The sequence below is a fragment of the Parasphingorhabdus sp. genome, assembly GCF_965233695.1.
Lineage (GTDB): Bacteria > Pseudomonadota > Alphaproteobacteria > Sphingomonadales > Sphingomonadaceae > Parasphingorhabdus.
Map to the genome: position 1 here is coordinate 3,912,156 of NZ_OZ247497.1, position 24,759 is coordinate 3,936,914.

27 protein-coding genes and 1 tRNA gene are annotated in these 24,759 nt (G+C 53.6%); 7 read left to right on the top strand and 21 right to left on the bottom strand.

What is annotated here, in order from left to right:
* Positions 1–76: 76 nt before the first annotated feature.
* The 3 genes from ACO6S1_RS18710 to rpsD form a co-directional block, all read right to left on the bottom strand.
* Complete coding sequence (locus ACO6S1_RS18710; protein WP_422346241.1) at positions 77–1,060, bottom strand: agmatine deiminase family protein; 984 nt, start codon at positions 1,058–1,060, stop codon at positions 77–79.
* A 16-nt stretch (positions 1,061–1,076) separates the two neighbouring features.
* Complete coding sequence (locus ACO6S1_RS18715; protein ID WP_422344053.1) at positions 1,077–2,753, bottom strand: M28 family metallopeptidase; 1,677 nt, start codon at positions 2,751–2,753, stop codon at positions 1,077–1,079.
* A gap of 149 nt (positions 2,754–2,902) precedes the next feature.
* Positions 2,903–3,517 (bottom strand): 30S ribosomal protein S4, encoded by a 615-nt coding sequence (rpsD, locus tag ACO6S1_RS18720; RefSeq protein ID WP_422344054.1) that lies wholly within the window; start codon positions 3,515–3,517, stop codon positions 2,903–2,905.
* A 219-nt stretch (positions 3,518–3,736) separates the two neighbouring features.
* Here rpsD and ACO6S1_RS18725 point away from each other — a divergent pair, with 219 nt between their 5' ends.
* Positions 3,737–4,048 carry a chorismate mutase gene (locus tag ACO6S1_RS18725; protein ID WP_422344055.1) on the top strand — a complete coding sequence of 104 codons (312 nt, stop codon included), beginning with the start codon at positions 3,737–3,739 and terminating at the stop codon, positions 4,046–4,048.
* Between the two features lie 12 nt (positions 4,049–4,060).
* Here ACO6S1_RS18725 and ACO6S1_RS18730 read toward each other — a convergent pair whose 3' ends face one another.
* The 12 genes from ACO6S1_RS18730 to ccmC form a co-directional block, all read right to left on the bottom strand.
* Positions 4,061–4,792: an RNA methyltransferase gene (locus tag ACO6S1_RS18730; protein ID WP_422344056.1), complete on the bottom strand. Its 732-nt coding sequence runs from the start codon at positions 4,790–4,792 to the stop codon at positions 4,061–4,063.
* Entirely contained in the window at positions 4,789–5,265 is a 477-nt protein-coding gene (gene nrdR, locus ACO6S1_RS18735) for a transcriptional regulator NrdR (RefSeq protein WP_422344057.1), read from the bottom strand. The genes ACO6S1_RS18730 and nrdR overlap by 4 nt, the downstream gene beginning before the upstream one ends.
* Positions 5,266–5,279: 14 nt before the next feature.
* Positions 5,280–6,590: a serine hydroxymethyltransferase gene (gene glyA, locus ACO6S1_RS18740; protein ID WP_422346242.1), complete on the bottom strand. Its 1,311-nt coding sequence runs from the start codon at positions 6,588–6,590 to the stop codon at positions 5,280–5,282.
* Positions 6,584–7,036: a ribose 5-phosphate isomerase B gene (rpiB, locus tag ACO6S1_RS18745; RefSeq protein ID WP_422344058.1), complete on the bottom strand. Its 453-nt coding sequence runs from the start codon at positions 7,034–7,036 to the stop codon at positions 6,584–6,586. The genes glyA and rpiB overlap by 7 nt, the downstream gene beginning before the upstream one ends.
* 124 nt (positions 7,037–7,160) lie before the next feature.
* Complete coding sequence (locus ACO6S1_RS18750) at positions 7,161–9,101, bottom strand: potassium transporter Kup (RefSeq protein WP_422344059.1); 1,941 nt, start codon at positions 9,099–9,101, stop codon at positions 7,161–7,163.
* 152 nt (positions 9,102–9,253) lie between these two features.
* Positions 9,254–9,907, bottom strand: a complete 654-nt coding sequence (locus ACO6S1_RS18755) for a tetratricopeptide repeat protein (RefSeq protein WP_422344060.1) — start codon at positions 9,905–9,907, stop codon at positions 9,254–9,256.
* Complete coding sequence (locus ACO6S1_RS18760; protein WP_422344061.1) at positions 9,907–10,332, bottom strand: cytochrome c-type biogenesis protein; 426 nt, start codon at positions 10,330–10,332, stop codon at positions 9,907–9,909. The genes ACO6S1_RS18755 and ACO6S1_RS18760 overlap by 1 nt, the downstream gene beginning before the upstream one ends.
* Complete coding sequence (locus tag ACO6S1_RS18765; protein WP_422344062.1) at positions 10,329–10,856, bottom strand: DsbE family thiol:disulfide interchange protein; 528 nt, start codon at positions 10,854–10,856, stop codon at positions 10,329–10,331. Before ACO6S1_RS18765 ends, ACO6S1_RS18760 begins: the two co-directional genes overlap by 4 nt.
* Positions 10,853–12,790, bottom strand: coding sequence for a heme lyase CcmF/NrfE family subunit (locus ACO6S1_RS18770; RefSeq protein ID WP_422344063.1), 1,938 nt, complete (start codon positions 12,788–12,790; stop codon positions 10,853–10,855). The genes ACO6S1_RS18765 and ACO6S1_RS18770 overlap by 4 nt, the downstream gene beginning before the upstream one ends.
* A complete protein-coding gene (gene ccmE, locus ACO6S1_RS18775) occupies positions 12,787–13,236 on the bottom strand; it encodes a cytochrome c maturation protein CcmE (protein ID WP_422344064.1) in 450 nt (149 codons plus the stop codon). Before ccmE ends, ACO6S1_RS18770 begins: the two co-directional genes overlap by 4 nt.
* A 25-nt stretch (positions 13,237–13,261) precedes the next feature.
* On the bottom strand, positions 13,262–13,396 hold the full coding sequence (gene ccmD, locus ACO6S1_RS18780; protein ID WP_422344065.1) for a heme exporter protein CcmD: 135 nt from the start codon (positions 13,394–13,396) through the stop codon (positions 13,262–13,264).
* On the bottom strand, positions 13,393–14,109 hold the full coding sequence (ccmC, locus tag ACO6S1_RS18785) for a heme ABC transporter permease CcmC (RefSeq protein WP_422344066.1): 717 nt from the start codon (positions 14,107–14,109) through the stop codon (positions 13,393–13,395). The genes ccmD and ccmC overlap by 4 nt, the downstream gene beginning before the upstream one ends.
* A gap of 244 nt (positions 14,110–14,353) precedes the next feature.
* Here ccmC and ACO6S1_RS18790 point away from each other — a divergent pair, with 244 nt between their 5' ends.
* Positions 14,354–16,543, top strand: coding sequence for a putative bifunctional diguanylate cyclase/phosphodiesterase (locus ACO6S1_RS18790; RefSeq protein WP_422344067.1), 2,190 nt, complete (start codon positions 14,354–14,356; stop codon positions 16,541–16,543).
* 61 nt (positions 16,544–16,604) lie between these two features.
* On the opposite strand, the gene ACO6S1_RS18795 is transcribed toward ACO6S1_RS18790, so the two are convergent.
* From ACO6S1_RS18795 to gspJ, 4 genes are all read right to left on the bottom strand, one after another.
* Positions 16,605–17,654, bottom strand: a complete 1,050-nt coding sequence (locus ACO6S1_RS18795; RefSeq protein ID WP_422344068.1) for a Glu/Leu/Phe/Val family dehydrogenase — start codon at positions 17,652–17,654, stop codon at positions 16,605–16,607.
* A 133-nt stretch (positions 17,655–17,787) separates the two neighbouring features.
* A tRNA-His gene (locus ACO6S1_RS18800) sits at positions 17,788–17,864 on the bottom strand.
* 104 nt (positions 17,865–17,968) lie between these two features.
* The gene (gspK, locus tag ACO6S1_RS18805) at positions 17,969–18,958 is read right to left on the bottom strand and encodes a type II secretion system minor pseudopilin GspK (protein WP_422344069.1); all 990 of its coding nucleotides are present in this window, start codon (positions 18,956–18,958) and stop codon (positions 17,969–17,971) included.
* Entirely contained in the window at positions 18,955–19,647 is a 693-nt protein-coding gene (gspJ, locus tag ACO6S1_RS18810) for a type II secretion system minor pseudopilin GspJ (RefSeq protein WP_422344070.1), read from the bottom strand. The genes gspK and gspJ overlap by 4 nt, the downstream gene beginning before the upstream one ends.
* 43 nt (positions 19,648–19,690) lie before the next feature.
* On the opposite strand from gspJ, the gene ACO6S1_RS18815 reads away from it, so the two are divergent.
* Genes ACO6S1_RS18815 through ACO6S1_RS18835 form a run of 5 tightly spaced genes read left to right on the top strand, consistent with a single transcriptional unit; the run spans position 19,691 to position 23,924 of the window.
* Complete coding sequence (locus ACO6S1_RS18815; RefSeq protein ID WP_422344071.1) at positions 19,691–20,332, top strand: prolyl hydroxylase family protein; 642 nt, start codon at positions 19,691–19,693, stop codon at positions 20,330–20,332.
* Positions 20,333–20,342: 10 nt separating this feature from the next.
* Entirely contained in the window at positions 20,343–21,563 is a 1,221-nt protein-coding gene (locus ACO6S1_RS18820) for an Nramp family divalent metal transporter (RefSeq protein ID WP_422344072.1), read from the top strand.
* On the top strand, positions 21,560–22,327 hold the full coding sequence (gene pxpA / locus ACO6S1_RS18825) for a 5-oxoprolinase subunit PxpA (RefSeq protein ID WP_422344073.1): 768 nt from the start codon (positions 21,560–21,562) through the stop codon (positions 22,325–22,327). The genes ACO6S1_RS18820 and pxpA overlap by 4 nt, the downstream gene beginning before the upstream one ends.
* Positions 22,315–22,980 (top strand): 5-oxoprolinase subunit B family protein, encoded by a 666-nt coding sequence (locus ACO6S1_RS18830; protein WP_422344074.1) that lies wholly within the window; start codon positions 22,315–22,317, stop codon positions 22,978–22,980. Before pxpA ends, ACO6S1_RS18830 begins: the two co-directional genes overlap by 13 nt.
* Complete coding sequence (locus ACO6S1_RS18835) at positions 22,977–23,924, top strand: biotin-dependent carboxyltransferase family protein (RefSeq protein ID WP_422344075.1); 948 nt, start codon at positions 22,977–22,979, stop codon at positions 23,922–23,924. Before ACO6S1_RS18830 ends, ACO6S1_RS18835 begins: the two co-directional genes overlap by 4 nt.
* Positions 23,925–23,954: 30 nt before the next feature.
* On the opposite strand, the gene rpmE is transcribed toward ACO6S1_RS18835, so the two are convergent.
* Both rpmE and fabZ read right to left on the bottom strand, forming a co-directional pair.
* Entirely contained in the window at positions 23,955–24,185 is a 231-nt protein-coding gene (gene rpmE, locus ACO6S1_RS18840) for a 50S ribosomal protein L31 (RefSeq protein WP_422344076.1), read from the bottom strand.
* A gap of 108 nt (positions 24,186–24,293) precedes the next feature.
* Positions 24,294–24,752 carry a 3-hydroxyacyl-ACP dehydratase FabZ gene (fabZ, locus tag ACO6S1_RS18845; protein ID WP_422344077.1) on the bottom strand — a complete coding sequence of 153 codons (459 nt, stop codon included), beginning with the start codon at positions 24,750–24,752 and terminating at the stop codon, positions 24,294–24,296.
* Between the last annotated feature and the right edge of the window lie 7 nt (positions 24,753–24,759).

Sequence of the window (24,759 nt, forward strand, 5' to 3'; positions counted from 1 at the left end):
CCCTAAATCATATCTATGGAATAGCATTTTGCTTCCCCCAAGCATAGTTCGCTAACCTACCACAAAGGTTACAAAACTAGGCTATCGGGATCTGCTGCGAAATGCAGTGGAAACTGCCACCACCGCGCAATAATGCCACACTGGAAAGGCCGACAATTTTGCGATCCGGGAATAGCGAAGCAATTTCGGTTATCGCGCGGTTGTCATTTTTGGCACCATATTGCGGTACAGCCACAGCATTATTGCCAATATAGAAGTTCATATAGCTGGCCGGTGCAATGGTGCCATCAACTGTATATTTTCCAACCGAAGATATCCGGACAATTTCCAGGCCCTCTGCCGCTGCCCGCCGCGCAGCATCTTCAAATATTGCGCTATTCGGATCATCGGCTTCATCCGCCTTTGGGATCACGACCTTACCTACACCTACAAAACGGGCCAAATTATCAACATGACCATCAGTATGATCAGCCATCAAGCCATTGCCCAGCCAGCAGATTGTACTGACCTGCAAGGCATCACTGAGGCCTGTTTCAACCCGTTTCCGGGTCATGTCCGTGTTGCGATTGCTATTGAGGACACATTGCTCGGTCGTCAGCAATAGGCCCTGGCCATCACCGTCAATCGCACCGCCTTCCAGCACCCAATCATGGTCATGCGCAGACAGATTCCAGGATCGGGCAAGACGCGAACCTATGTCCTGATCACCGGCCATCTCAAACTTACCGCCCCAGCCATTGAAGCCAAAAACATGAGCGGTACGACCGTGATCACCCCGAGTGATTATCGGGCCGGTGTCCCGCAACCAAATATCGCCAAATGGCTCTATGACGATTTGAACGGCGGCATTAACCAGCACCCTCGCGCCATTGGCATCCGTTTGATTCCGGCAAACGAGTATCACGCGTTCGCCATGACCATCATCGCAAACAGCATTGGCGAAAGCGGCAACTTCAAGCTGCGCCTCCGCCAATTGCTCAGGCCATTCCTCTGGGTTGCCGGGAAAGCCGATCCAGACCGCTTCATGCGGCTCCCATTCGGCTGGCCATCTCATCGTCAGTACAAGAAACTAGCGATCAGGCCCCGGCGCGACTCTTGTCGCGAATGTCGCGAAATTCGTCGCCGTCATTCCAGTTGGGCCAGTCTTCAGTCATCGCAAGCATTCTGGCGACGGTATAATAGACCTTCAAATCACCCATGACGCCGTCCCAGTTCCAGTCCGGATTAAATTCGTCCTTTGGTCCATGATACTTGTTTTCGGTATAGTCCTGACTGATCGCTTCTCCGGCTTCGCGGCCACCTTCGACAAGATCTTCACCACCTTCAAAATAGATCATCGGCACGCCCAGCTTGGCGAAGCTGAAATGATCGGAGCGATAGTAAAAGCCTTTCTCCGGCGTCGGCTCGGCCTCGGCAATCCGCCCATCCACGGTTAATGCACCTTCCAGATAGCGATCCAGTTGAGACTTGCCTTTACCAACAACCACGACGTTTTTCGCAGGGCCAGCCATACCAAAGGCATCCATGTTCACACCGCCAACCGTCTTGTTGAGCGGATAGATTGGGTTTTCGGCATAATATTTCGAACCGAGCAAGCCGGATTCTTCCGCTGTCACAGCAAGGAAGATGATACTGCGATCCGGTGCGCCAGCCTTTACATGCGCTTCGGCCAAAGCGACCAAGGCGGCGGTTCCGGTCGCATTGTCGACAGCACCGTTGCAAATATCATCACCATCCGGTGCTGGCTTGCAGCGACCCAGATGATCCCAATGCGCAGTATAGAGCACATATTCATCGGGCCGCGTTTTGCCCTTGATCATGCCGATGACATTTTTGCTGTTCATCTTGCTAATATCATTTTCAAACGACATCGAAGCCGTCAGGCCCAGCGGCACCGCTTTAAAGTCCTTGTTCTTCGCAGCGGCCATCATCGCTTCCAGATCCTGTCCGGCGCTCGCAAAAATCTTTGCTGCCACATCTTTCTGTACCCAGCCGTTTGCTTTGGTTTGGTCCGCTCCGCCATTGGCTGACTGCGCATAAAATTGCGGGCCGCTCCAGCTGGATTCCACTACATTCCAGCCATAAGCCGCTGGCGCCGTATCATGAATGATCAGTGCTGCAGCCGCGCCCTGACGCGCCGCTTCTTCATATTTGTAGGTCCAGCGCCCGTAATAGGTCATCGCCCGACCGCCAAATTCGCCTTCCAGGCTTTCTGTCCCAAAGTCCGGATCATTCACCAGAATGACGACGGTTTTTCCTTTGACATCGACGCCTTCATAATCGTTCCACTCGCGCTCGGGCGCGTTGATGCCGTAACCGACAAAGACCAGTTCGCTATCCGCGACATCGATTTTCGGCTGTTCCTGATAGGATGTGATGACCATTTCAGGACCATATTTGAAGCTCATGTCACCCGAGCCGCCCTTGATCGTCAGGTCGGACACGTTCTTGGCTTCAATCTCGACAAGCGGCACATCCTGAAACCAGCTATCGCCATTGCCAGGTTCGATGCCTGCTTCTGCAAATTCCTTGGTCAGCAGGGCCAGCGTCTTTTCTTCCCCAACAGTGCCCGGCGCGCGCCCTTCAAACGCGTCGGAAGAGAGCTCCCGCGTGATATCGCGCATCGTATCAAGCGACAATTCCGGTGCAGCCACTTCAGGCAACGGCGCCAAATTCTCCGGGTCGTCCACTTTCTTACATGCTGTCAAAGCCAGCGCCGGTATCAACGCCAGGGAAAGCCATTTCTTTTGCATTTTCGGGTCCTCATCCAATTATTAGCATCAAACTGATTTCTGTTGTCACTACTGGCAGTGTCCTTGATATGGTGCAAGCCTTTGCCAATAGCGCAAACAAAAAAGGCGACCGTGAACGGCCGCCTTTTGAAAAATTCTGATAAAACCAATTAGCGTGAGTAAAACTCGACGACCAGGTTTGGTTCCATTGTTACCGGGTAAGGCACTTCGTCCAGCGTTGGTACGCGAACATAGGTGACTTTGTCGGTGCCGTCTGGCGTGACATATTCTGGAATGTCGCGCTCTGGTAGGCTCTGCGCTTCGATAACCAGCAACATTTCCTTAGCCTTGTCGCTCAGGGAAACAACGTCACCAGGCTGCACTTTGCGTGAAGCAACGTTACATTTCACGCCGTTGACGCGAATGTGGCCGTGGCTGACGAGCTGACGGGCAGAAAAAATCGTCGGCGTGAATTTGGCGCGGTATACGACCATATCCAGACGCTGCTCCAGCAGGCCGATAAGGTTCTGGCTGGTATCGCCTTTCATGCTTGATGCTTCTTTGTAAGCGCGCTTGAACTGTTTCTCGGTCACGTCGCCATAATAGCCTTTCAGCTTCTGCTTGGCGCGCAGCTGAATGCCGTAGTCGGAAAGCTTGCCTTTGCGGCGCTGACCGTGCTGACCGGGACCATAATCGCGGCGATTGACAGGTGATTTGGGGCGGCCCCAGATATTCTCGCCCATGCGGCGATCAAGTTTATATTTCGAGCTGGTACGTTTGGTCATATCAATGACTCCTAATTTGCTGTTTATATTCGTCCCGGAATGCACCGAAAATCCGTCTGGATTAACGCGGCTACCGCTTCACCGGGGTGCGGAGCCAATTGCAAGACGCGGCCTATGACGATCTAACGGGCGATTGTCAAGCATCTGCAAGCCCAAAAATCACGCAAAAATCCCCATCATTGCTCGACTTGAGCGATCGCAATGATTAAAGGCGCTGACATGACAGAAATGACCAAACTTCCGCCTATGGAAACCATGAAAGATGTCCGCGAACAAGTGGACCGGATTGATGGCGAACTTATCGCCCTGATGAAACACCGCTTCGCCTGCATGGACGCTGCGGCACGGATCAAACAGGATCGGGCAACAGTGCGTGACGAGGGCCGGAAAGCTGAGGTTTTAAGCCATGTGAAACAGCTTGCCAGCGACGCTGGTATTCCGGTCCCGGCCATGGCGGCGATATGGGAAATGCTGATCGAAACCTCAATCAGCTATGAGCTCGAAAAATGGGATCAGCTGAGAGACAGCTGATCGGTCAAAAACTTATTTTTTGACAAACGGTTTTTCCAGAGCGCTGATAACGCCGCGCCAGGTCTGCACTTCTTCATTGGTCCACGCCGGTTTGGTGATCATATTGCGGAGAGTCACCTTGGTCGCTGGCGCACGGTCCGGTGGAAAGAAATACCCACTTCCCTCCAGCGCCCGTTCCAAATGCTCATAAAAGCGATCAAGTTCGATTTGCGGAGCGGGTTCCCGCTTCTTTTTCTCTACTGTCGGCTGCACGGTTCCGGCATTTTCCATCTTCGACAGCTCATAAGCCACCAAGATAACCGCTTGCGCCAGATTGAGAGACCCGAATTCGGGATTGATCGGCACGGTGATGATTTTACGGGAAAGCTCGACATCACCAATTTCCAGGCCCGAGCGTTCAGGGCCAAATAATATCGCGCACTTGCCGCTAGCCGATGCCATATCATCCGCAGCTTCTGCCGGTGTCAGAACCTCTTTGGTCATGCCGCGCTTTCGGACCGTGGTCGCGTAGACATGGGCGCAATCCGCCACAGCCTCTGCCGTAGTTGCAAAAATCTCTGCTTTTTCCAATACACTGTCGGCGCCCGCTGCTGTCGGACCTGCCGAAGGATTGGGCCAGCCGTCACGAGGATCCACAATCCGCATCTCGGTCAGGCCGAAATTCAGCATCGCGCGCGCTGCTTTACCGATATTCTCGCCAAGTTGCGGTTTTACCAGAACGATTATCGGCCTGCCGGTGCTCATTTGCTGTTGGCGTCGTTGATCGCAACATCTTTCACGCTACCGGCAAATTCTTCGAAATCCTTGGCCTCGGTAAAGTCCTTATAGACTGATGCGAAGCGGATATAAGCAACACTATCGAGCCCTTTCAGACCATCCATAACCATCTCGCCGATGCGTTTAGACGGAATTTCGTTCTCGCCGCTGGTTTCCAACTGGCGCTGTATGCCCGAGACAAGTTGGTCCATCTTTTCTTGCGAAATGCCCCGCTTGCGACATGCCAAAGAGACGGACAAATCAATCTTGGAGCGGTCGAACGTCTCGCGGCGGTCCTCGCTTTTGACCACGGTAATCTCGCGAAGCTGTATCCGTTCAAATGTGGTGAAACGTGCGCCACAGCCTTCACACTGCCGCCGACGCCGGATGGTCGTGCCATCTTCGGTAGGCCGGCTATCTTTTACCTGACTGTCGTCATAGGCACAAAAGGGACAACGCATAAAGTCGGTTTCGCTTATTCTGGGTAAATCGGGAAACGGTTGCATAGCGCTTGAACGCGCTCACGCACATCGGCCTCTACCGCAGGATCACCGTCCTCGCCTTTTTCGCGAAGACCATCCAGCACATCGGCGACCATATCGCCAATCATCTGGAATTCTGCAGGACCAAAGCCGCGCGTAGTGCCTGCTGGCGAGCCAACACGAATGCCGCTGGTTTTCATGGGCGGCTGCGGATCGTTGGGAATGCTGTTCTTGTTGCAGGTAATGCCTGCGCGTTCGAGCGCTTCATCGGCATCGCGTCCCGTAATGCCCAGCGGCGAAAGGTCAATTAGCGCCAGATGCGTATCGGTGCCACCGGCAACAACGTCAGCGCCGCGCTCTTTCAGGCGTGCGGCAAGCACTTTCGCATTTTCGATGACAGCGGCGGAGTAACTTGCAAATTCAGGACGCAACGCTTCGCCAAATGCCACCGCTTTGGCCGCGATGACGTGCATCAGCGGACCGCCCTGCAGGCCGGGAAAAACCGCCGAATTGATTTTCTTTGCAATGGCTTCGTCATTGGTCAGCACCATACCGCCACGAGGTCCACGCAAGGTTTTATGTGTCGTTGTTGTAACCACATCGGCATAGTCCAGCGGGCTGGGATGGTAGCCAGCGGCTACCAGTCCAGCGAAATGGGCCATATCGACCATGAAGATCGCGCCGACCGCATCGGCAATCGCCCGGAACTTGGCAAAATCAATCTGGCGCGGATAGGCGGAACCACCGGCGATGATCAGTTTCGGTTGATGCTCTTTGGCAAGCGCTTCGACTTCTTCATAGTTGATCAGGTGATCATCTTCGTTCACGCCATATTGAATGGCGTTAAACCATTTGCCCGATTGCGCCGGTTTCGCGCCGTGGGTCAAATGCCCGCCGGCATCCAGCGACATACCAAGAATAGTATCGCCTGGCTTGGTCAGCGCGAGCATAACAGCACCATTGGCCTGAGCGCCCGAATGCGGCTGAACATTGGCAAAGCCGCAGTTGAACAATTGTTTCGCCCGCTCGATCGCCAGCGTTTCGACATCATCCGATGGCGCGCAGCCCTGATAATAGCGACGCCCCGGATAGCCTTCGGCATATTTGTTGGTGAACACCGATCCCTGTGCCTGCAACACAGCCCTGGAGACGATATTTTCAGAAGCGATCAGCTCGATCTGGTTTTGCTGACGCGACATCTCTGCATTAATTGCACCGGCAACCGCTGGATCACTCTCGTCAACCGAAAAATCGAAAAATCCGGTTTGGCGAATATCCTGCATATCTGCGACATTACTCATGATGCTGCTCCTTCGGCTATTGGGGCGGAAAGCTTATCGACGCGGCGCTGATGCCGGTCGCCGCCAAATTCCGTGTTCAAGAAATTGTTCAGGCAATCTTTTGCGATTTCAATACCGATCAGACGGGCGCCCATGGCAATGACATTGGCATCATTATGTTCACGGGCCAACCTGGCCGAAAGGGACTCGGATACCAAAGCGCAGCGGCAAGCCGGGTTGCGATTGACCGCAATGGATATGCCAATGCCGGAGCCGCATAAAGCAACACCGCGCTGCGCCTCGCCGGATGCAACAGCATTGGCCAGCTTGTAACCATAATCGGGATAATCGACGCTATCGGTAGTCATCGGGCCCAAATCGTCCACATCATGCCCGGCCTCGGTTAGCCACTCGACCAAAGCGGCCTTCATATCAATAGCGGCATGGTCAGAAGCGATGGCAATACGCATAGAGCAGTTATCCCTAATTCGGCATGAGAATCGTTGGTCCGGTATCTAGTGGAGCATGAGGGCTTAGGCCACAAAATATTGCGCTTTTCAGACAATAATTTGGCTGTGGTGGGCGCAGGTCAATTTATATTTCCATCTGACTGCCAAGTTCAACCACCCGGTTGCTTGGCAGCTTGAAAAACTCCATCGCGGTTGCGGCATTGCGCAGCATCCACGCGAATATCTTCTCTCGCCAGACCATCATTTTCGGTTTTTCCGATGGCAACAATGTCTGACGTGACAGGAAGAAGCTGGTGGTCATCATGTCAAAGTCCATGCCGCATTCCTTGACCTTTTTGAGAGCCGCAGGGACATCGGTTTCCTGCATGAATCCAAAGTTCAGAATTAGCCGGTAAAAGCCATCACCGAGATCTTTTACTTCTATCCGTTCCGATTGCGGTATGCTCGGCACATCCTGGATGTTCACGGTCAGGATCACGACCCGTTCGTGGATAACTTTATTGTGTTTGATATTGTGTAACAACGCCGAGGGAACCCCTGCAGACGATGACGCCATGAATATGGCCGTTCCGGGAACCCGCGTCGCGCTGTTTTTGGCCGACTTGGTAAAAATCTCGATTGGCATCGCAGATTCAGCCATATTTTCCCGCATGATTTTCCGTCCCTTGGCCCAGGTTGTGAGCAAAAGAAATGCAACCGCACCAACAAGCAGCGGGAACCAGCCACCATCTGGAACCTTGGTTAGATTAGCAGCGAAGTAAGCACCATCGACGATGAAGAATATTCCGACCAATGGCATGGCATACCACCATTTCCATTTCCAAAGAGTCAAGACCACAATCGCCAGCAGGCAGGTATCAATGAACATCGCGCCGGTCACCGCAATACCATAAGCCGAAGCCAGATTGCTCGATGTTTGGAAAGTTAGCACCAGCAATATGACTGCGATCATGATCGTCCAGTTAACGATCGGGATATAGATCTGTCCCGCTTCCGAAGCGCTAGTATGCTTGACCGTCAAGCGCGGAATGAAGCCCAGTTGAATAGCTTGATGGGTAACCGAGAATGCTCCCGAGATCACGGCCTGACTGGCAATGAAAGTCGCCATGGTCGCCAATATCACCAATGGCAGTCTCAGAAACTCAGGCGCCAATATGAAAAATGGATTTTTGATCGCTTCTGCAGCGCCAGCTGAATCAAGGGCGAGTATCATAGCCCCTTGTCCAAAATAGTTGCAGAGCAAAGCGGGCATCACAAAACCGAACCACGCTATCCGCATCGGTTTCTTGCCAAAATGCCCCATGTCCGCAAACAATGCTTCCGATCCTGTCACCGCCAATACCACAGAACCTAAGGCCAGAAAGGCCTTAAACCCGTCGGTTATGAAAAATTGTATTGCATACCAAGGATTAAGCGCGAGCAGAATAGAAGGATGGGCGACAATTTGAATGATCCCCAAAACCGCGATCACGACAAAATAAACCAGCATGATCGGAGCGAAAAGTGCTCCGATTTTCGCGGTCCCTCGCGACTGGATCATGAAGAGAAACACCAGCAAACCGATGGCAATCGGCAGGACCAACGGGGCCAAGCCTGATTGAACAACCGTCAAACCCTCGACCGCGGACAAAACTGAAATGGCTGGCGTAATCATACTGTCGCCGTAAAAAAGCGATGTTGCAAACACACCAAGCAATACCGCAACCCAGCCAAATTTGGATTTTCGCAAAGCGCTGGAGAGCAACGCCACCAGCGCAAGGCTACCGCCCTGCCCCTTGTTATCCGCCCGCATCAGGATCGTCACATACTGGATCGATACAACCAGTGTCATCGACCAGAAAATCAGACTGACGACGCCGAGCACATGAATGCGGTCCAGCTCCAGCGGATGCGCACCAACAAATGTTTCGCGAAAAGCATAGAGCGGGCTGGTACCGATATCACCGAATACAATACCAATCGCACCAGCAGCCAGTTTTGCAACCGCGCCTCCCTCCTGGCGTGAACCGTGAGGCTGGATTACGCGATTGCGTTTCCGTTTCGGTTGTGACGTCGATTCAGACATTGATTGCCGCTTTGGCGGTCCCCTGATTGGGTCGAAATGAATGCGCTAACCCCGCATATCCGTTTCGACAAGCGCGCGCGACTAGCATGGGCCTTTATAGCACGCAACAAGACCAACAGATACGCCTTTCAACCGCTTGATCTAAAAGCCTTTTAGTTAGCGTCAGGGGTGTCCTGTACCACCGGTAACGCCGGTTGCATTTTCTCCATAGCCGCCAAACGCGACTCGAGATCCTTGCGCCAGGGTGCTTCTTCAGGGCTGCGTTCCAACAGCTCTGTCCAGATTGCGCGGGCCTGGTCAATCTTGCCAGACTGGGCATAAGCCATGCCAAGGAAGAATGGCGGACCCGGATGCTCCGGCGATATATTGGCTGCCTGCTGAAAGGCAAATTGGGCTGCTGGTGTAATCACACCATCGGCGTGAACGACCAGTGCGTTACCCAATCCGACCCACAAGTCTGGATCATTGGGATGCTCTTTGACACCATTTCGCAAGTAATTGGCTGCTGCGCCATGCCTGCCACTGCGGTTCAGTGCATCGGAAAATACCAACCATTCCCGCGCGGTGCCGAAACGTTCACCCATTTCCTCGCGTGATGTAATGCTGTCTTCATCAAAGCTGTTCGGCTTTTCATCGGGCTCGACAGACACGCCAGCCATCCCCGGATTAGCTTGCCAAGCATAGCCCGCAACGCCCAGCAAAAGCGCCGCACCGGTCAATTCAAAAGCCGTCCGAGGCAGCTTGCCCAAAAACACGAGCGCGGCGAACAGCGCGATTATCATGACAAGAAGAATGATCCAGCCCATCAGCTTGCATCCTTCTCGTTGTCTTTACGCTGACGGAAAAGCCCGCGCGCGAGCCATATCGCGATTATCAAAAGCACCACCGGTGCAATCCAGAGCGGTCCCGTGACAGCATTGACCGGCGGATTATAAGTTACCCAGTCGCCATAACGTTCGATCAGCCAGCTGCGAACCTCTTCCGGTGTCGCGCCTGCGTTTATGCGTTCACGCACCTGACTGCGCATATCACCTGCCATGGGTGCATCGCTATCGGCAATCGACTGGCTCTGACATTTAAGGCAGCGCAATTCTTCCATGAGCGAACGCGCTTTTTCCTCTTTTACCGGATCCTCCAGTTGCTGATCCGCATAAGGAGACGGCGGGAGCGCGTTCTGAGCAACCAGAGGCGCCGAAAAAAGCAATGCAAGGAGCGCAATCAATCTGGTCATCCTGCCTTCTCCAGTATCTCAAGCAGTTCCGGCACGTCTTCCTTGCGAATGTCGCCGATATGCTGATGCACGATGACACCATTGCCATCGATCACGAACGTCTCAGGGACACCTGATGAACCTAGCTCCAATTGAACGGCGCTGCGCACATCGGTTCCGATCCTGACATAGGGATTGCCCCAACGGTTGAGAAAGTTTGCAATATCTTCCGGCGTGTCGCGGCTGGCTATGCCGTTGATCGATACGCCCGCCTGTTCCAGCGCCAGCAATTGCGGCGCCTCTGCAATACAGGGCACGCACCAGCTTGCGAAAATGTTGAGCAACTGCGGTTTGCCTGTAGCGAGGTCAGCAGTGGTCAAGGCCGGACGCTGCTCTATGGCAGCAGGTAGTGCAAATTCCGGAATCGGTTTGCCGATCATTTTCGATTCAATGATATTATCCTTTGGCCGCATCAGTCCGCCCGCGACAATCGCGAAAAACAGGCTGAACAGCACCAACGGGATCCAGAGCAGCCAGCGGTTCATAGTACCGCCTCGGCATAGGCTCTTTGCTGCTTTTGGCGGGCCGCGCGGCGCAATCGCCCGACCATCGCAAGCAATCCTCCTAAAGCAATAAGCACGCCGCCGTACCAGATCAGCGTCACAAATGGTTTCCACCAGATACGCAATTGCCAGCGCCCCTGCGAGTCGGCATCGCCAAGGACGACATAAAGCTGCCCGTTCCAGCGGGTTAGCAGTGCGGCCTCGCTGGTCTGCATCTGGGCAGACGCGAACATCCGGTTCTGCGGAGCAATCTCGTGGATCGCTTGGTCTTCATACTGAGCGGTCACGCGTGCTTCGAGAGCGGTCCAATTGGGCCCTGCAACCGGCTCGATTGCCAAAAATTTGATTTTCCAATTATTGACCAGAATTTCGTCGCCCGGCGCGGCAGCCACCAGTTTTTCCTCGGTAAAGCTGGTTTCAGAGGCCATTCCGACCAGCGCGACCGCAACACCAAAATGCGCTAGAACCATGCCGTAAACATGCATTGGCGTGCGGCGTAAATTGCGTTTCCACAAGGGCGCAAAACTGGCTACCGCGATACCAGCTGCCAAGGCCAGCCCGAGCAGGGGCAGAACTGACATCGAAGTGGTAAACATAACCAGCGCAAAAAGGGCTGCTGCGGTCAGGAAGACCGGAATCGATATCCTGTTTAACAAGGCTTTGGCTTGGTCGCGCCGCCACCGCAACAAAGGTCCGGCAGCCATGATCGCCACCAGTATCAACGCCAGCGGTCCCGTTGCCAAATTGAAATATGGAGGTCCGACAGAGATCATCTCATCGCTAAACCCCTCTACAACCAAGGGATAGAGAGTCCCGATAAAGACAATACCCAATATTGCCGACAGCAGGAGGTTGTTGGCTACCAGGGCCCCTTCCCGGCTGACGGGTTCGAATTGGGACCCTTCTTTGACCTTGCCGACGCGCAGCGCAAACAAAGCCATCGCCCCGCCAATGTAAATGGCGAGCAAAGCGAGAATGAAACTGCCGCGCTCCGGATCAACCGCAAAAGCATGAACGCTGGTGAGCACGCCGGAGCGCACCAGAAATGTGCCGATCATCGACATCGAGAACGCAACAACGGCAAGCATTAATGTCCACGCCCGCAATCCATCGCGTGTCGCCAATACGGTGACCGAATGTAACAATGCGGTCGCGGCGAGCCACGGCATTAACGAAGCATTTTCCACGGGATCCCAGAACCACCAGCCGCCCCAGCCAAGCTCATAATAAGCCCAATAACTGCCAGCGGTTATGCCCAGTGTCAGAAAGACCCATGCGCCAAGCACCCATGGCCGCATCGCTTTCGCAAATTCCGGTCCAACATCGCGCGTGATCATCGCCCCCACCGCAAAGGAAAAGGCAACAGACAGGCCAACATAGCCTATATAAAGCGTTGGAGGATGCAGCGCGAGGCCAATGTCCTGAAGCAGCGGATTTAACCCCTGCCCATCCGCCGGCACCGGAAACATCCGTTCGAATGGATTGGAGGCAATCAACAGATAGGCATAAAAACCGATGCTGATAAACGCCTGCGCACCCAAAGTTGTCACCAGTGTCTTTGTTTTCAGGTTGCGCTCGAAAATTCCAATACAGGCACCCGCGACGCCCATAATGGCGATCCATAGCAGCATGGAACCCTCATGATTGCCCCATGCGCCTGAAATCTTGTAGATCAGCGGCTTGATCGCCACGCTGTTCGCAACGACCAGCTTAACCGACATGTCAGAGCGAACAAACAGCCAGACGAGCAGCAAGAAGGAAATCGCAACTAGCAGGCCCTGGGCAATCGCCACCGGACGGATCGCTGCAAAAAACTCGTCCTGACCCTTCGCCAAACCAACAGCGCACAAGGCAAATTGCAAAAATGCCATGCTGGCGGCGAGCCAGAGCGCGATAAGACCTGCTTCTGCAATCATTCGACCAGCGTATCCGTTTTTTTCATATTGCCAGTCATATCAATGCCTTCCAGTTCACGCGGCACATAATTTTCATCATGTTTGGCGAGCAATGTATCGGCAACAAACAAACCATCTGCCGTCAGTTTTCCGTCTGCCACCACCCCGGACCCTTCGACGAACAAATCAGGCGTGATGCCGGTATAGGTTGCCGGCTGAAAGGTTGCACCGTCATGGACAGTGAACATTACTGTAACACCGTCATCGGCGCGTTGGATGGAACCTTCCTGTACCATGCCACCCAGACGGATGGCCTGACCGACTTTTGGCTGTTTTTCGACGATATCTGTGGGCGTGTAGAAATAACTGGCCTGATCTTGGAGCGCAAACGCCGCCAGCAGCCCAGCGCCAACCAGCGCGACCAGGGCTAACACCGCCAATGTCAGTCTTTGATGTTTCGCCTTCACGCGCCCAACTCTTTCATCTTAAAAATCATTTTCGCGCCTTTTTCAGCTGGTCTGCCTTGGCTTCCGATTTGCGCATCGCCGCGTAGCTTCCAATAATAACAATGGCAGTGCCAAGCAGCACTATCGCATAGGATGCAATCACAAAAGGCCAATGGTTCATTCTGCCGCCATCCGTTTTAATCGCGCTTCAACCTTGGTTTCCGCCAAAATGCCACGCATTCGCATCAGGACGATTGCGCCAAATATCAGACTAAAGCCAATTACATTTATCAGGAGCGGCCATAGAAAAGCAGTATCAATAGAAGATCCGCTAACCGTGATGCTGGCCGGCTGATGCAGGCTATTCCACCATACAACCGAGCGATTGATGATCGGTATGTTAATCGCGCCGACAATACCAAAAATCGCAGTTACCCGGGAAACACCGCCTTTCTCGCCGCTGGCATTGGCCAGCGCGATATAGGCCAGGTAAAGAAACAGCAGAACAAGTACGGATGTTACCCGGCCGTCCCAGACCCACCAAGTCCCCCAGGTTGGCCGCGCCCAGATAGAGCCGGTTATCAGTCCGAGCGCAGTAAATAATGCCCCCGGAACCGCTACTGCGCGCGCCGCAACCGCTGCCAGAGGATGACGCCAGGCAATCTGCACAATACTGGCAATCGCAATGGCCGTCCAACCGCCCATCGCAAGCCAGACTGTGGGGACATGGATATAGAGAATGCGGACACTATCGCCCATCAGCCGGTCGGCCGGGGCATAGAAAAGCCCATAGGCAGAACCAAAAGCGACCATGAGCAATCCCAGCACCAAAAACCAAAGCGTCAATGGTCTGGCGAGTGATAGAAAACGGGTAGGATTTGCGTAAGCGTGCATTTAAAAAACGGTCAATTGCCCTTGGCTACTGTGCGACCAGTAAAATCTGATTTTTTGATGGCAGAACTGTCGCAAGCCGACAAGTGTTTTTCTAAACCATTCCGCTCTGTCCCCGCCCATCTTCAAAGAAACCATCAAATGCAAAACTAAACAACTGACGTTAGCGCTATGTAAACCATGAACCGTTATACCCCTGCTCATAGATCAATTTATTTCTTCGGTGGGGCTGAGGTTAGAGTATATTATGGCGGTAAAAGGGTTGTTGAAGGCGTTTTCAAATGGTTCCTCCGGGGGATCAGCTTCGGTCATAACGGCCGAAAACCACGCAAAACGGCTGGAAGTACTGGATGATTTTGAACAAGCAGGCATTAACTGGCTATGGGCCACAGATGCTGAAGGCCGTTTTGTATATCTCTCCGAAAAAGCAGCAGAAAATCTGAAAAGACCGATTGAAGACATACTCGCTCAACCTTTTACTGCATGGTTTGAAAATGACCCTGATAATCCGGACGAAAAATCGGATCGCCCGCTTCACTATCAGTTTAGCAAGCGCAGCAAATTGCACGATCTGGTTGTCCGCCGCGTACCGGTAACCTTGACCAGTAACGATCGGCCAACCTGGTGGTTGATCTCAGCCCATCCTAAATTTGATGAATCGGGCAATTTTCAAGGATATCGCGGCAATGCCAAAGATATAACGATCGAGTATCAGCGCAAGCTTGAGGATTCCCGGCTCGCAGAGTTTGATTCGCTAACCGGACTTGCCAATCGCCACCGCATGGACAGCCAGTTGACCGGTATTTTGGGGGCTTTCAAGTCTGCCAACCGCAGTTGCGCAATCATGATGCTCGATCTCGACCGGTTCAAGCAGGTTAATGACACCATGGGCCACCCCGCCGGTGACGAGCTGCTGAAGCAGGTTGCAAAGCGGATGCGCACAATCATCGGTGATCGCGGCGAAATTGGGCGGCTTGGCGGCGATGAATTTCAAGTCATTCTGCCTGACCTCGACGATCGCGGGAAACTGGGCGAAATCGCCGAGAAAATAGTCAAAGTCATCTCGCAACCTTATCCGATCGACGACAAAAGCGCGATTATTGGCACCTCGATCGGAATTGCGGTCGCACCCTATGACGGCGTCGAGAAGGAAGAGCTGGTGCGTAGCTCGGATCTCGCTCTCTATGCTGCAAAAAATTCCGGTCGCGGCCAATTTCGTTTCTACTCGGCGGACCTGAAGGACGAGGAAGAAGAACGCCGGCTGTTGGTAGAGGATTTGCGCGATGCGCTCGACAATGACCAGCTGGAACTGCACTATCAACCGGTAGTGCGGACCGACGACCATATGGTAGTTGGATTTGAAGGACTTATGCGCTGGGTTCATCCAGAACGCGGCGCGGTCAGTCCTGGTGTTTTTATACCGATTGCAGAGGAACTGAACCTCATCAATCAATTGGGCGAGTGGGCCCTACGCAAAGCCTGTACCGATGCTTTGCAATGGCCAAAATCCGTGCGTATCGCCGTCAATGTTTCCGCAGTACAATTTGCCAATAGCGGCTTTCCGGAAATCGTCATGAACGCGCTCGCCTCGAGCGGTCTGGATCCGGAACGCCTGGAGCTTGAACTGACCGAAAGTGTGTTCATGGGTGACAGCGAAACCATCGACAACACGTTCAAAATCCTGAAAGAACTGGGTGTCCGGCTGGCGTTGGACGATTTTGGTACCGGTTACTCATCGTTGAGTTATTTGCGATCCGCTCCGTTTGACAAAATCAAGGTCGACAAGAGCTTTGTCGATTCCTGTACGCAAAAAGACAAGAACAGTGCCAAGATTATTGCCGCGATTGTTAGCCTGTCCGAAGCACTCGGCATGGAAACTACCGTCGAAGGGGTTGAAGCCTTTGACCAGTTCAATCTCGTATGTTCCAAAGGCGCGCGCTATATTCAGGGCTGGATCTATTCCAAAGCTCTCAGACTCGAGGAGATTGAAGAAAATCTCGGCAACGGTCTCTTCAAAATCGAACCTGATGGACCCGATCTGTACAGGCCAGACCGACGCACCGTTTTCCGCCGTATCGGGGCGATTCACGAAGATCATCGCTATGATGTTGTGATGCGGGATCTTTCCAAAACAGGTGCCCGTTTTGAAGGCATGCTTGGTGTCCCTTTGGGCACCCAACTCGTGCTTGATCTCGGCGGTGGACAGCTAGTCATCAGCACGGTGATCCGGGTGAAGGAAGCGATGGTGGCAACGGAATTTGAAACGCCGTTGGTAAGTGATGGTGCTGGTGGATTATGCACCCGCCACCGGGTATCGCCCTATGACCTTGCTGCCGCCGGCATGCCGCTGGCTGCCTTGCCGCCGGGCAATTACCCGCTTGCGCAAAGCGCCTCCAGTCAGATGAGCAAACCGAAATTCATGCAAGTCGCAATCTAAACAATCCGGTCGGCCATGATGCAAGCCCCCCGGTCCGCTTGGATGATCTAAAGCAAAGGCGTCAGCGGCCGATAAGCTTGCACGCCATATTGTCGGCAACTTCCGCGGAAGGCAGCTTGCTTGAGGCGCTTTCTTCCCAGATTTCGGTCAGGCGATCGGGAATCATTTCGATCCTGCGGTTGACCTCATCAACACTGCTATTTCCAAGATATTCCAGTCCGACATTGATGATGCCGCCAGAGTTGATCACATAATCGGGAGCAAATAATATGTTACGGTCGAATATCCGTTGGCCATCTTCCGGCGTCGCCAGCTGATTATTGGCTCCGCCCGCCACGATGGGCACGTTAAGATGGGCTATCGAAACCTTATCAAGAATTGCTCCTAAAGCATTGGGGCTAAACACATCTGCTTCGATACGCATGATATCATCAAGACCAACCACACTCGCACCAATCTCTGTCGCCAAGCGTGTTGCATGATCCTTGTCGATATCGGCAATACTTAGTTTCGCACCATCCTTCGCAAGCAGCCGCGCAAGCCCGCCACCGACGCTGCCAACACCCTGGATTGCAACATGAACGCCATCCAGATTGTCGCGACCCAATTTATGTTTCACGGCGGCTTTGACACCAAGATAAACGCCCATCGCCGTAAACGGTCCCGGGTCACCCCCAGCATCGCCTTGTTCGCTGACCGGCAGACCTGAAACATATTGGGTCTGCTTGGACACTTCGACCATATCTGCCGTGCTGATTCCCACATCTTCTGCAGTGACATAGCAACCGTTGAGCGAATCGATCATACGTCCAAATGCGGCTAGCATCTCGGGCGACTTTTTGCGGTTGCGATCGGCCAGTATCACGGCCTTACCACCACCTAGTGGCAGCCCCGCCATCGCGTTTTTGAAACTCATGCCGCGGGAAAGGCGCAGGGCGTCAGTCACGGCTGTCTCGCGATTCTCATAATGCCAAAAACGCGTGCCGCCGGCACCTGGACCCAAATGGGTCGAATGAAGAGCAATAATCGCGCTTAGGCCCGTTTCGACGTCGTGAAAAAAATGGACAGCTTCGTGACCATCAAAATCTGGCATATCCCACATTACCGACATTCGGAAAAACCCTTCGTTCGCTGAGTAACATAATTTTGTTAAGGCGTAATAATATTACAAAACACTTTTGTCACCCCAAGATGTTCCGGGAGCCAATAACTCTTTGAATATACTAATTAAGTGGTTTTGAAAATGGGGCGACCGAGGGGTCTCGAACCCCCGACCTCCGGTACCACAAACCGGCGCTCTAACCAACTGAGCTACGATCGCCATAATAACGCGGCATTCAAACATGCCTGCTGCGCCGCGCTGCATAGGGATGCTTGGGGGCAGGCGTCAAGTATTTAGCGCATCGAAAAGATGTGAATCGATCTTCACAGTGCGTCTCCGCGTTGACGATGCACCAGCCGGGCCGGTTGGCGCGCAGCATCAACAAGCGCTCGTTCCTCGACAAGCGCGCTTTGCATCTCGACCGTGGCATCCAATCGAAACCAGCGTGTCGTCAATTTCACCTGTGACTGGACTTGGGATGGCGCCAAAAAGCTTGCTGGGAATGGTTCGGCCCAAAAATCATTAAGGCTGCCATAGCCGGTTTCCGCGCGGCGTCCGAGAAACTGACGGGATTGCACGATATCAGGCGTATTCGAAAGCATTGCCAGGAACACCGCTTGTTCCGGGCGCAGAGTATTCACGTTGATCGGGGACAAATCGGTGGTTGGGAGCGCGCAAATCCATGGCGCGATCCGCGCGTATACAGCGCTTGTCACGCCCTTTACCGTGCGAAGTTCACTAACATCCATCATGATTGCATTGGCGGTGCGATAGGGCGCTTCCAACTGCGCATAATATTCATCTTCTGCGCCTCGCGGCGAAGGGATAATGTCGCTGTCGATCCAGTCCGTGACCGATTCTGCAATGTCAGCCGCCTCGCCTTCCGGAATTTCCAGCAATGTCATCAACCGGACAAACTGGGTTTGGCCGTCGGGGCGTGCCACGAACTCGGCATCATTCTGGCTGACAAGGCTGTTGATATTGAAACAATTTCCACCATCGGTCAGCGCAGCGGTGATCACACCGCCGGGAACCGGAAAGCGCCTCTCCTGTCCATTCCAGCCGCCCAGATTTGTGGTGCGTCCGGGTGAAAGACTGACAATTTGCTCGGCCGATTGCATGCCGATCGATTCCGCTGCGATCAAATAGGCCTTGGCCTGACTGAGTTCACGTGCATTGGACGCCAATTTGGTCGCGCCTGCCAGCCGGTCGATCCCGTGCGCCGCGAGCACAGCGATAACGGCCACCAACAGTAATACGGTCAACAGGGCCGCACCGCGTTCGCCTGGTCGAAAATGTTCAGGTCGATTCATAAATATCCGGTGCCAAGGAGAAACACATGACGATAGTTTCTGCCATTTTGTTCAAATCGCAACTCCACTGCCCGAGGCAAGTCATTGAGCCGTTCGGTTTGCCAGTTGCGAAGCCACTGCCCTCGTTTATCGCGAAAGCGTAACTCCAGATTGCTAACACCTTCCAGTAGCGAAGCAGGTTCGCTGATCGCGCCGCCATCAGTCATTTCAAATTGCGACCGTTCGAGACGCCCGTCATTCAATTGGTAGGACACCCGCAGCATGTTGGAACGGGCTTTGTTGTTTATATTGCTCTGGCCGCCACGGGTGAATGACAGGAACCCGCGTCCGTTGCTACCGGTTTCGCTGATCAAGGCGGCCACTCTTTCGCCCTGCTGGTCGCGATGGGGCCGCGGTACGGCCTGACTCAGGTCCGCTTCCATGAGCGACACCAGTCGCTGCATCCGCGCCATATCGCCGAGCTTGGCGTCGGTAACCTCATTGCTGTTGACCGCTCCGCGCAGCAACGCAACACCGGCCACAGACAAGAGCGAAAAAATAAACAACGCCACCATCAACTCGACCAGCGTGAAACCGCTTTGCGTCCGAATGCTTTTGCCGTGATTGCGTTTGATATCCGTCATGATCGCCTTTTCTATACCGCCATTCTGCCGGTCGGCAAACAGCGGTTGCGACGCGCAAATTTTCATCTAATCTAGACCGCCGACATTAGGAGTGATTTCGGACGGTTTGATGACAGAATTCAACAGCACCACCGCAGATTATCTGGTCGCCCTCGGCCAGGTGCAACGCTTTCCGAACAAGGATGTCGAGCTTTGCATCTTGAAAAACTTCCTGAAACCGGAGGAATGTCAAAAGCTGATAGAGCGCATTGACGAAAAGCGTCGGCCTTCGACCATCGCCGATGCCAATGGCGACGATTATTTCCGTACAAGCGAAACCTGCGATCTCGATCATGATGATCCCTTTGTTGCCAGCATTGACGAGAAAATCTGCAACTTTGCAAATATCGATCACAAATTTGGTGAACCGCTGCAGGGCCAACGCTATGCCGAGGGTCAGGAGTTCAAGGCCCACACAGATTTTTTTGATCCGAATGGTGAGGACTTCAAAAAATTCTGCTCCGTTTCCGGACAGCGGACGTGGACATTCATGATCTATCTCAACGAGCCCGGCGCTGGCGGCGCTACCCGTTTTACCAAATTGAACAAGAAGTTCGTCCCAAAGACCGGCAATCTGCTGTGCTGGAACAACAGGAAGCCAGATGGCGACATCAACCTTCTTACACTTCATCATGGCATGAAAGTCCGTAGCGGCACCAAATATGTGATCACAAAATGGTTCCGAGAACGTCCTTGGCCATGGCCAGAATGAACCAACCATTATGACAATTACCCGCTATCGCCCAGGTCCGGGCATGATGGTCTCGGCGGCCTTTATCGGCCCCGGTACGGTCACAGCCTGCACTCTTGCCGGGGCCAATTTCGGCTTTGCACTGATTTGGGCGCTGGCCTTTGCCACCGTGACCACCATCATCCTGCAATCCATTGCCGTCCGGGTAGCGCTGGTGTCCCGAATGGGCCTTGCCGAGGCGATGATGCAGACCATAGCATCGCCGCCGCTGCGATGGTTTGCAGCGCTGCTGCTGATCGCGGCCTTGGCGCTAGGCAACGCCGCCTATGAGGCGGGAAATATTTCAGGCGCCTTGCTGGGTCTGGAAGCGCTGAACAGCGGTTTTTCCGACAGCAGAACACTGGTTATTTGCGCTATTGCGCTGCTGGCGGGCGGTTTGATCCTATTATCAAAACCTCGCTGGGTGGAGCGGATATTGATCGCGATGGTACTGTTCATGTGCCTGTCGTTCCTGCTGACCTTCCTGATTACGCGGCCGGATATTGGCGCCATATTAAACGGCTTCATCCCCCGCATTCCCGAGCAAGGGCTATTGACCGCCATTGCGCTGATCGGGACCACGATCGTGCCCTATAACCTATTCCTCCACGCCGCCAGCGTACGGGAGCGGTGGAAAGAAGAGAGCGATCTTGCCGAAGCGCAAACGGACAGCGCTTTTTCCATTGGGCTTGGCGGCTTGGTCTCCGTCACCATATTGGCGACAGCAGCAGCCAGCCTGTTCGGAACCGGTACGGAAATCTCCAGCGCCGTTGATATGGCCCAGCAACTCAATCCCTTATTTGGCAGCTTTGCTAGTATGACCTTGGGCGCGGGCCTGTTCGCCGCCGGGCTGACATCAGCGATCACAGCGCCGCTGGCGACAGGCTATATTGTGCAGGAGATTTTCGGAAAGGCGAACGACAAGGCTTCACGAACCCCGTTCAGGATCGGTGCCTTGCTAGTCATATTGTCCGGAACATTTGGCGCGCTGCTCAATTACAAACCGGTCGAAATCATCTTTGTGGCCCAGATTGCCAATGGTCTTTTATTACCGATCATCGCCTTTTTTCTCATCAAATTGGCCAATGACAGCGCCCTGCTGGGTCGTCATATCAATGGCTGGAAAGGCAATATCGCCGGGGCGATCATTTTAATAGTGACCAGCATGCTCGGCGTCCGTCTCATCGCCAGAGCATTGGGATGGCGGCCATGAAGCGGATTATTGATCTGAACGCTGACCTGGGCGAGGATGACAGCCCGGAAGGCACAGCGCGCGATATAGCGATTATGGACATAGTCTCCAGTTGCAACATTGCCTGCGGCGGCCATGCGGGATCACCGGATAGCATGCGCACCATGCTGACCGCCGCCAAGGCAAGGAAACTATCAGCGGGCGCCCATCCTTCCTATCCCGATCGGGCCAATTTCGGGCGCGTGAGCATGGACATAAAACCGGCGGCATTGAAGGCTGATTTGCTTAGGCAAGTGACCATGATCCAAGAGATAGCGAATGAACTTGGGACATCCATCACGCATCTCAAACCCCATGGGGCACTTTATAACGATGCGCAGGATGACGAGCTGTTGGCAGAAATGCTCGTCGAAGTGGCGCAGAGTGAAAATTTGCCACTGGTGAGTATGGCCGGATCGGCGGTCCATGAGGAAGCCAAAAAAGCAGAACTCGCCTTTCTGTCTGAAGCCTTTATCGACCGGCGCTACACCGAGCGAGGCAGACTATTGCCTCGGTCCCAGGAAGGCGCAGTGATTGCTGACGATGGTGAAAGGATAGGACAGGCCTTGGCGCTGGCAAAGGGCGAGCCTGTCACAACCGCAGAAAGAACATCGAAAGTTATTCAAGCCGAAACATTGTGCCTGCACAGCGATAGCGATGGCGCCCTCGCAACGGCAAAAGCGGTCCGGCGCGCACTGGAGCTTGAAGACATATCAATTGGATCAGATGTCCGGTGCGTATCTTAGAGATACACGCCTGTGATGACTGGCTTTCCTGTCCCCTCGACAGTCTTGATGCAATTCATGCAGCGCATGTCGCCTTTCGGAAAAACTCTGCATGGCAAGAGGTTGTCCCTGGGCTCGACAGCATAGCAGTGCAGTTCGATCCGGTACGTATCACCCCTGAACAGGCGACCGATTTGTTTCGAGAACAAATGCTGGCACCCTTCAATGGAGCGATGGAAAAGCCGCAGCCGATTATAATTCCCGTTTGTTATGAGGACAGTTTTTCGCCTGACCGAGATTGGATCGCCGAAAAGCTGGGCCTTACCGTCGAGGCATTGATAGAGTGGCATAGCAATCTGGAATTCACCGTAACCATGCTGGGCTTCATGCCCGGCTTCGCCTATTTGCAATGCACCGAAGCTGTCAGCGATATCGGTCGGCTGGCGACGCCCAGACAAAAAGTGGATGCCGGCTCCATAGGCCTTATTGGAGATCAGAGTTGCATCTATTCGTTCACTAGTCCCGGCGGTTGGCCGATCATCGGGCGCACGCCGCTAAAACTATTTGATATCGGCAAGCATCCGCCTGCATTGCTATCCGCCAATCAAACTGTATCCTTTCAGCCGATCAGCAAAACCGAATTTGATACTCTTGCCGCCGAGCATGTCAAATGACGTTGCAGGTTATCAAACCCGGACTTCAGACAACTCTTCAGGGCGCACCTTATTCAGGCCACCGGCATCTTGGCATGCCCGCCGCCGGTGCTGCGGATTGCTTCTCGCTTGCCCTCGCCAACAATCTGGTGGGCAATGCACCAGACGCAGTCGCTTTGGAAATGACACTTGATGATGCCAAATTCGCTGCGATGCATCCGCTGGCCTTTGCCGTCTCCGGTGCAGCGAGTTTTCTTCGGATAAATGGAGAGGATAAGCCGACATATGTGTCGGTTTCGGCGAAGCCGGGCGATGAAATTCATATCGGCAGCGCTGATCGTGGCTGTCGATCCTATCTGGCGATCTCAGGTGCAATCGAATCGCAAACCCTGTTGAGTGGGCAATCCACCTATCTTGCCGCCAGCCTTGGCGGTTTTCATGGACGGGCGTTGCAGGTCGGTGATGTTGTCAAATGCACACCCGATGGCAGATCCGTAAACAGGGGCAAGAAAATACCGGATGACCTTCGACCGATAATGTCCGGGAAATATTTGATTCGTGTAACGGCAGGACCGGAATATTCGCAATTGGATGATGAATCGCAAATTCGGTTGTTTGCGAACAAATACAAAGCCGGAACGCGAATCAATCGCATGGGCATTAGCCTGAATAACGGAAATTTGGAGACCACCAATGCGCTGCACATGAAAAGCGCGCCGGTCTTTCCGGGTACGATCCAATGCCCCCCCGACGGCGTGCCCTTCCTGCTTGGGCCGGATGCGCAAACAACCGGCGGCTATCCGCGGATAGCGCAGGTCATTCGCGCCGATCGTCACTTGATCGGACAAGTGCGTTCCGGATCAGAAATCCAGTTTGTGATGACCTCAAACGAGCGGGCAACAGAAATCTACCGCCAGAAGCTCTCGCTTCTTGCACCTATGCTAGGTATCGAAAGCCTGTGGTAAGCAGAGGCGTTAAACCCCTGCCAACACAGCTTAGTTTTTCTTGAGAGACAGACCGCCAAAGCGCTTGTTAAAGCGGGCAACCTGACCACCGGCGTCAAGAAGACGCTGATTGCCACCGGTCCATGCCGGGTGCGATGTCGGATCAATATCCAGCTGCAGCGTTTCACCCTCTTTGCCCCAGGTAGAGCGGGTTTCAAACACGGTGCCATCGGTCATCTGGACCTTGATCATGTGGTAATCGGGATGCGTATCTTTTTTCATTTCATGCTCCAAAACGGGCTGGTTTCCGACCAGATCCCTAAGCGTATAAATTTCTGCGAAGCGGCGCATTAACCGCCGCTGCGCCAAAGTGCAAGATTCTTTTGTGGCCTAAGCGCTGGGCGGATCGGCAATCATGGCGGTAAAATTGGCTTCTGCCGCCAATTTATCGCCAATCATCGCTTTACCTGCAAATTTGCAGACTCGCGGACGTTTCTGGACAAATTCAACATTAAGCGAAAGCAGACAACCCGGTTCCACCGGACTGCGGAATTTAGCTCCGTCAATCGCCATGAAATAGACCAGCTTGCCCGAGCCAACCAGGCCAAAGCTTTCCATTGCCAAAACACCAGCAGCCTGTGCCAGTGCCTCAACAATCATAACTCCCGGCATGATTGGCCGGCCAGGAAAATGTCCCTGAAAAAAGCCTTCATTCATGGTGACGGCTTTTACGGCGCGGATGGACTCGTCTTTGACAAGTTCTTCCACCCGGTCCACGAGCAACATGGGATAGCGGTGCGGTAACACCGCCATCACCTTGGTTACGTCATAATCCAACGATTCGGACATTATGTCT